This window comes from Peribacillus sp. NPDC096540 (genome assembly GCF_050278525.1).
Classification (GTDB): Bacteria; Bacillota; Bacilli; order Bacillales; family DSM-1321; genus Peribacillus.
In genome coordinates, this window is sequence record NZ_JBNNTG010000079.1 from 1 (window position 1) to 6,966 (window position 6,966).

Here is a 6,966-nt window from a genome sequence, read left to right on the forward strand (position 1 = left end):
GACGGGGTCCAAGCCCCACGGGCAGGAACGTTCTGCCCCGGCTACCGTTATCATATATCGATATAAAAAATGGTCAACCAGAAATTTCTGGCTGATCTTATAATACGAAAGGGGCAGGTTAGCTCAAGAAGGATATTAGTAGCGATAAATAGAATGCTTTATACAAACTTAATCGTATAGAAAAACTCTTCTATACAAAATTTCATGCAAAATAAACGGAGGGAGTAGCTAATGAATATTCGTATTTTAAAAGAGTCCGATGCCCATTTATACCAGGAAGTGCGATTGAATGCATTGAAAATTAACCCAGAAGCATTTGGTTCAACATATGAGAGAGAGGTGGGATTTTCATTAGAAACGGTAAAGGAGCGAATAAAACCATTAAGGGACAAGTACATTGTAGGTGCTTTTGATAATAGAAAATCTTTAGTTGGAATTGTTACTTTTATACGTGAAAACAATCTCAAAACCAGACATAAAGGGAATGTTTTTGGAATGTACATAGCTCCAGGCAATCGAGGTCAGGGTTTAGGGAAATCATTAATGAATGAACTTATAAGTAGGGCGAAGAATTCTGATGGATTGGAACAAATAAATTTAACTGTTGTATCTGATAATGACTCCGCAAAGAAACTATATAAGTCTTTGGGATTTGAGGTCTATGGTACAGAACGAAATGCCTTAAAGTATAATGGGCACTATTTTGATGAGGACTTGATGGTTCTAACGTTAGCTGTAGATCAGAGCTGTCTTTAAGGCAGCCTTTTTCTTATGGCACTAACGGGGCAGGTTAGTGCCATAAGAATTGGCAAAAGAGGTATAATTTATTGCTTTCGAGAAGTAGTATATAGGTTAATAGTAAATTGGAAGTAAATGTTAGATTTAGGTTGTGGAACTGGTCAATTTGCAAGGTAACGTCTTCGAAGGTTTTAGGTGTAGACATCTCAAGAAATATGGTTGGACAGGCTAATAAAGAAATGAGAGGTTTTGTGATGAAAACAAAGAATAAGTTGGTTCGGATGTCAAAGGTGCTATCTTTGTCCTTTTCCATCTTCATTCAAATTTATTGGTATAAAATTCGGAAAAAGCCTGAAGCTGAATGGGAAAAACTTTGGGGGAAAATAGGGGAAAGGTTTCGAAAAACACTTTTTGAATTAGAAGGTTTACTGATCAAAATCGGACAGATGCTCAGTATTCGTGCCGACTTGTTGCCCAATGCATTTATACACCAAATCCAAGATCTTATAGACAAAGTTCCCCCTTCTAACTGGAGTGATATTCAGGAAATTCTTGAAATGGAATGGGGGAATCCCCTTAATCATCACTTTCTTTCAATCGAAAAAGATGCAATTGCTTCAGCATCGATTGGAGAAGTATATAAAGGTGTTTTGAAAGATGGAACAAAGGTCGCTATTAAAGTGCAACGTCCTAATATTAATTCGATTGTACAAATTGACTTCCGTACTTTAGGGATCATCATTTGGTTTGCCAATCACTTTGTTCCCGTTCCAAAAGGGTTTATTAATTTTAAAGTCTTGTTTAAGGAACTAAAACAAGTGATTGAACGAGAACTTGATTTTACAAAAGAGCTGAAAGCCATATTGTATTTTAGAGAACGATTTAAGGATGTCGATGTTGTACAAATTCCTTCTGTGTATTCGGAGCTTAGTACGTCAAAGGTACTGGTGATGGAATGGGTTGAAGGAATAAGACTCACAAATATGGAGGCTTTAGATCAGTTAGAAGTGAGCCGTCATGAGTTGGCTCAACGGCTCATCGAAGTGTTCCTTCCTCAATGGATTGAGCCTGGTACGTTCCATGCTGACCCACATCCAGGAAACGTACTTGTATCAAAGGAAGGACAAATCATCTTACTTGATTTCGGAATGGTAGGGGAAATCACCAAAAAGGATGCTGCTAATTTTCAAGGTTTGATTGAAAGCTTTCTTTCGAAAAATTATGCTAAAGCTGTTGTTTGCTTGTCTCATTTAGGATTTTTGCTCCCTGATGCTGAATCAAGAACGATTGAAAGACTATTAGCTGAATTTATGTCCTTCCAACCTGCTCAATTAAAAGAAATGGATCTTATCGCATTAAAATTAGAAATGAACGATATGATTCAAGCACTACCCATTCAGGTTCCAACAAGATTTGTCTTTTTAGGTCGTTCTTTCGTAACGATTGAAGGAATCCTCCGCAATTTGGCACCAGAGGAGGAACTCATTGATCTAGGTAAACCTGTTTTTATGGAATGGTTAAATAAACAAGGGAATAATAAATGGTCATTTATTTGGCAATGGATTCAGTCACAGCCTATATTTAAGATCTTTCATTCAGTTACAGAATTTTTAAATGCACCACAAAGGTTAGAACATTTAAAGGAAACCGAACAAAGAAGACAATTTCAATTTATTATTTATGAAAATCATAAAAAGCAGTTATTTCAATTAACGTTACTGGGATTCACAGGGATAACAGCAGGTATCTATACCTCACATCCCCTTATTTGGAAGCTGTCTGTTGGAGTAAATGCCTTCTCAAGTATCGGGTATATTATTTGTAGTTATAAGCAAAAAAAATGGATGAAGTACATGCATGAAAAACGGAGAGGATAAATGCATAGTAATGTTAATGTAATAGTTGGATTGTGAAGAGTTGTACTTAAACTAACGGGTGCTTTAGTTTATTAAGACAAATAAAAAATCGATTTCTTAATGTACAGGAAATCGATTTTTTGATTTGAAATTGTTGGTGGTACCCCTTAACGTTGTATTGGATTTTCTCAACGTTTGTAACCACATTTTCATAAGGCTACCCCTATTAGTGACTTTATCTAGAACCGGGATAAATGTCTAGTACATAGGACATTCATGGTGCATAACATAAAATTGTGAACAAGAATAGCAAAGAGATTAAACTAAAATACCCTTAGCGTTGAAATCTGTGTTTTAGAGTCTTATTTAGGCTCGTTATTAAAATCAAAAACTTTAAGAGGTGAAACGAATGTATCATCATTATATTTGCTGTCCAGTGTACGATCCATGTCATATGAGTCACATGGTATATCCAATGAACCCCATGATGTCTCCTATGGAGAATATGCCATATCCAATGAACCCCATGATGTCTCCTATGGAGAATATGCCATATCCAATGAACCCCATGATGACTCCTATGGAGAATATGCCATATCTAATGAACCCCATGATGTCCCCTAAGAAGAATACGCCATATCCAATGGACCCTCCCTTTTTTGTCCCATTCAAATAGATGATGCAAAATCAAATTAAATAAACATAATAAAAAGCTTTATGTAAACTATTTCATTTTCTATTAAGCTGAGTTGAAAAAAAGCGTACTCAATCATATGAGTACGCTTTAAAGCGCGGAACTTATTTGAAGATTTTTGAAACTTTGTACTTTTAGGTAATTTTTAAAACTAATAGGCTTCATTTCTTAAACGAGAAGGGAGAATGTCTTTTGAGCTTAAAACATGAGAAACATATGAGGTCAGAAATAGCTGATAAAACTTATTTGACTAAAGGATGGGGCTATGTTGCAGCTCTTGCACTGTTGCCGTATGCGATTTTAAAATCGCTTTGGGCATGGGGATCAACGGTAGGACTTACAACAAAACAAGCTGTACAAGATGTAGCAGGGTTTGGTGATACATTAAAGGAAGGACCTGCTTTTCTATATACGTTATATACCAACGGAATAGACTTCACAGCTATCTTGGCGATACTGGCATCTTTATTTGCTTTAGCTCTCGTGACTTCCTGGGGGGAGAAACTACCAAAATGGTTATTAATCATATCAGGATGGTCAGTTGGGGTGTTGACAGTTCTAATTAGCTTCTTGACAGCTCTTCAATTTTTAGGAGCGCTTCCAAAAGGATACGCCGAAGGATTAGCCATTTGGGTGTATGTGGTAACGTACGGAGGATTGTTCTTGTGGGGAGTAACTGTATTTATTGCGACTCTGTCGTTCCAGCATCGGATTAAAAACAACTCCTAAAAAAAGGTATTTTAGGCAATAATCTACTTCGAGTGCTTATCTTGAATATACTTTCAGTGTTGGTGTTCCGGGACAATTTTCAACAATCGGGCGCGATTCTTGAATAAGGTTAGCTTGTAATAAACTACGGGTGCGTTAGCTGAAGATCGGAGCTGTCTTTAAGCTAGTATTTTTTTATGCAACTATCGGGGCAGGTTAATCCAATGAGGATTGGTACACTAAATTGGGGGAATTTATGAAAATAGACATTGGGATTTTACCTCATAAGTATGTTTCTAAAAAAGACTGTTCTTGCTAAGCTATGGAGTATGTAAAGAAGAAATTTCAAGGCCTAATGAACAATATAAGGACTAAAATAAAAGTCTATTATACCTTTGAAGAGTCAAGTAATCCTTCATGTTAGTGGATTGCTTGACTCTTCATTTTCGTTTACCTGCAACTTTCTTTTCGGAAAAGAAAAGAAATCACGAGATTGTACTTACCCTTTGGCATTGCGCGGTAGCTTATTAGTTGGATTAATTGCTTTTTCCAAGTCTTCTGCTGCGATCACTGGATCTACTGTATTGCTATTTGCTTTTCCCTTCTGACTATTGCCTTTATCACGCTTTTGGCTCATGCTTAGAACCTCCCTCCATGTAGCTTCATTTGTTAAGATGGATTAATAGATGGCGACTTATTCACCAAACGAGAATCTCGTTTGGATGTGTATACATCCATATAGGGTTTAATATGTAAATGATGTCAGCTAATGTTGTATAGACAATTCAATGTTTAAACATTCCCCTCTTTAAATTGTATTGATATTGTTAAATGTTGTACTTAAACAAACAGGTGCTTTACTTCAATAAGGAAGGTTGCTGAGGCAGCCTTTTTCTTATGGCACTAACGGGGCAGATTAGTTCCTTAACACCCATAATATTACAGATTATGATAAACTGAGAATGTACGTTCGATAAAGGGTCATAGTCTTAACTTTTTAGGGGGTAAATAAATGCAGGAAACAAAGTATCTGCAAGTATGGAGCTTGGATGAATTGTTTCAGGATGGAAACCAATCATCTCAATTTCGTGAACATTTAAAACAATTGGAAATCAAAGTTTCTAAATTTGAAGAAAAATTGAAATTTTTTCATACTCCAAAAGAATTAAATGAATCATTAAAAGTTGTAGATATTATTGAATACATAATAGACATTCGAATGAACCTATCACAAGCCAATTCTTTTATAAACTGTCTTCTTGCACAAAACCCAAAGGATCAAAATGCTACAACACTACGAGGAAAAACATCTTCTATAAATGCTCGTTTTGAGTCTGCTTTAAAAAAAGTACAAAAAGTACTTGTAAACACAAATCAACATTTGTGGGAAGGTATACTAGATACTGAGGTTTTAAATAACTATAAGTTCATACTTAATGAATGGCGTAAAAAAGCCGAGATGCATCTTTCAGATGAAGAAGAAAGTTTAGTTTCAGATCTGATGGTAGATGGTTATCATGCATGGGGGCAGTTTTATAATTCACTTGTTAATAGTATTAGAGTTAATGTTCAAATCGACGGAGAAAAAAATGAATTATCTGTTGGTCAAGCGATAAATTTACGTTCACACCCTGATGAAGAGGTTCGCAAAGAGTCTCATAGGGCTTTGGAAGATAAATGGAACGAGCAAGAAGAACTGTTTGCCAAAATACTGAATCATATCGCAGGTTTCCGATTACAAGTGTACAAAAAACGAGGATTAGAAAATATACTAAAAGTTCCTTTGATTGAAAATCGCATCAAAGAGGAAACACTGAATGCAATGTGGAAAGCCGTAAGTAAATACAAAAAACCTTTTACAAATTACCTAAATCAAAAAGCAAAAATGAATGGCGATGAAAAAATGCATTCGTATAACTTTTGGGCTCCTGTTACAAAAGGTAATCAAAAGATAAAATATGAAGATGCTGTGGATTTTATTTTGGAGCATTTTAGTCAATTTGGAACGGAATTAGAAAGTTTTTCTCGGCAGGCATTTGATAAAGGTTGGATAGAGGCTGAAGATCGTCCAAATAAATCAACTGTTGCGTTTTGTGCGGGGTTCCCACTTTCAGGAGAATCAAGAGTTTTTATGACATATGGCGGTAGAATTACCAATGTTTTAACCTTGGCGCATGAATTAGGTCATGCATTTCATAACCATGCGATGAAACCTGTTAATGGAATGAATAAACAATATCCAATGAGTATTGCTGAAACTGCTTCAACATTTTCCGAAATGATCATCTTAGATGCTGCAATGGAAAAAGCTGAATCCACTAAAGAAAAATTGTTTTTACTTGATGAAAAATTAAAACGTAGTGTGATGAATTTTATGAATATTCATTCTAGGTTCTTGTTTGAAAAGAAATTTTACGAGGAACGTAAAGAGGGGATTGTTTCATCATCACGTTTAAATGAACTAATGCAAGAAGCAATAGATGAAGGGTATGAAGGTTCTCTTGATAATGCTTCTATCCATTCGTGGGTTTGGACACCACATTATTATATGACCAAATCTCCATTTTACAACTTCCCATATACATTCGGATACTTATTTTCTCTAAGTATTTATGCAAAGGCAAAGGAAAAAGGAAAAGAATTTGAAAAAGATTATTTTGACTTGCTTCGTGATTCAGGAAGTATGTCCACAGAAGATTTAGTAATGAAGCATTTAGGGGAAGATATTACATCAGAAGCCTTTTGGGAAAAAGGAATTGAATTATGCGTTAAAGATGTCGAAGAATTTATTATCTTAACATCTTCTTAAGTTTACGGGTGCTTTACTTCAAAATAAGTAAGGTTGCTGAGGCAGCCTTTTTCTTATGGCACTAACGGGGCAGGTTAGTTCAATAAGGAAAAGGTGCTTTAATAGAAAATAGAGAATTATTGTAAATGAGTGATTTTATTCTTTTTGAAAGGGGTTTTAAA

Annotated in this window: 6 protein-coding genes; 4 read left to right on the forward strand and 2 right to left on the reverse strand. The window is 35.4% G+C overall.

Going from position 1 to position 6,966, the window contains the following annotated elements; translation table 11 throughout:
• Positions 1-231: 231 nt before the first annotated feature.
• Both ACQKMR_RS27870 and ACQKMR_RS27875 read left to right on the forward strand, forming a co-directional pair.
• Positions 232-756 (forward strand): N-acetyltransferase family protein, encoded by a 525-nt coding sequence (locus ACQKMR_RS27870; RefSeq protein WP_427700165.1) that lies wholly within the window; start codon positions 232-234, stop codon positions 754-756.
• Between the two features lie 236 nt (positions 757-992).
• Complete coding sequence (locus tag ACQKMR_RS27875) at positions 993-2,615, forward strand: ABC1 kinase family protein (protein WP_427700166.1); 1,623 nt, start codon at positions 993-995, stop codon at positions 2,613-2,615.
• A 438-nt stretch (positions 2,616-3,053) separates the two neighbouring features.
• Here ACQKMR_RS27875 and ACQKMR_RS27880 read toward each other — a convergent pair whose 3' ends face one another.
• The gene (locus tag ACQKMR_RS27880) at positions 3,054-3,206 is read right to left on the reverse strand and encodes a hypothetical protein (protein ID WP_427700167.1); all 153 of its coding nucleotides are present in this window, start codon (positions 3,204-3,206) and stop codon (positions 3,054-3,056) included.
• A gap of 274 nt (positions 3,207-3,480) precedes the next feature.
• Here ACQKMR_RS27880 and ACQKMR_RS27885 point away from each other — a divergent pair, with 274 nt between their 5' ends.
• On the forward strand, positions 3,481-4,017 hold the full coding sequence (locus tag ACQKMR_RS27885) for a hypothetical protein (protein WP_427700168.1): 537 nt from the start codon (positions 3,481-3,483) through the stop codon (positions 4,015-4,017).
• Positions 4,018-4,495: 478 nt separating this feature from the next.
• Here the strand turns inward: ACQKMR_RS27885 and ACQKMR_RS27890 are convergent, their stop codons facing one another.
• Complete coding sequence (locus tag ACQKMR_RS27890) at positions 4,496-4,633, reverse strand: hypothetical protein (protein ID WP_169787518.1); 138 nt, start codon at positions 4,631-4,633, stop codon at positions 4,496-4,498.
• Between the two features lie 375 nt (positions 4,634-5,008).
• Here ACQKMR_RS27890 and ACQKMR_RS27895 point away from each other — a divergent pair, with 375 nt between their 5' ends.
• Positions 5,009-6,805 (forward strand): M3 family oligoendopeptidase, encoded by a 1,797-nt coding sequence (locus tag ACQKMR_RS27895; protein ID WP_427700169.1) that lies wholly within the window; start codon positions 5,009-5,011, stop codon positions 6,803-6,805.
• Positions 6,806-6,966 lie beyond the last annotated feature (161 nt).

What these genes read in the sequence shown, in the direction of transcription:
- ACQKMR_RS27870 (WP_427700165.1), top strand. Translation starts at nt 232, where the DNA reads ATGAATATTCGTATTTTAAAAGAGTCCGATGCCCATTTATACCAGGAA.
- ACQKMR_RS27875 (WP_427700166.1), top strand. Translation starts at nt 993, where the DNA reads ATGAAAACAAAGAATAAGTTGGTTCGGATGTCAAAGGTGCTATCTTTG.
- ACQKMR_RS27880 (WP_427700167.1), bottom strand. Translation starts at nt 3,206, where the DNA reads ATGGGGTTCATTAGATATGGCATATTCTCCATAGGAGTCATCATGGGG.
- ACQKMR_RS27890 (WP_169787518.1), bottom strand. Translation starts at nt 4,633, where the DNA reads ATGAGCCAAAAGCGTGATAAAGGCAATAGTCAGAAGGGAAAAGCAAAT.
- ACQKMR_RS27895 (WP_427700169.1), top strand. Translation starts at nt 5,009, where the DNA reads ATGCAGGAAACAAAGTATCTGCAAGTATGGAGCTTGGATGAATTGTTT.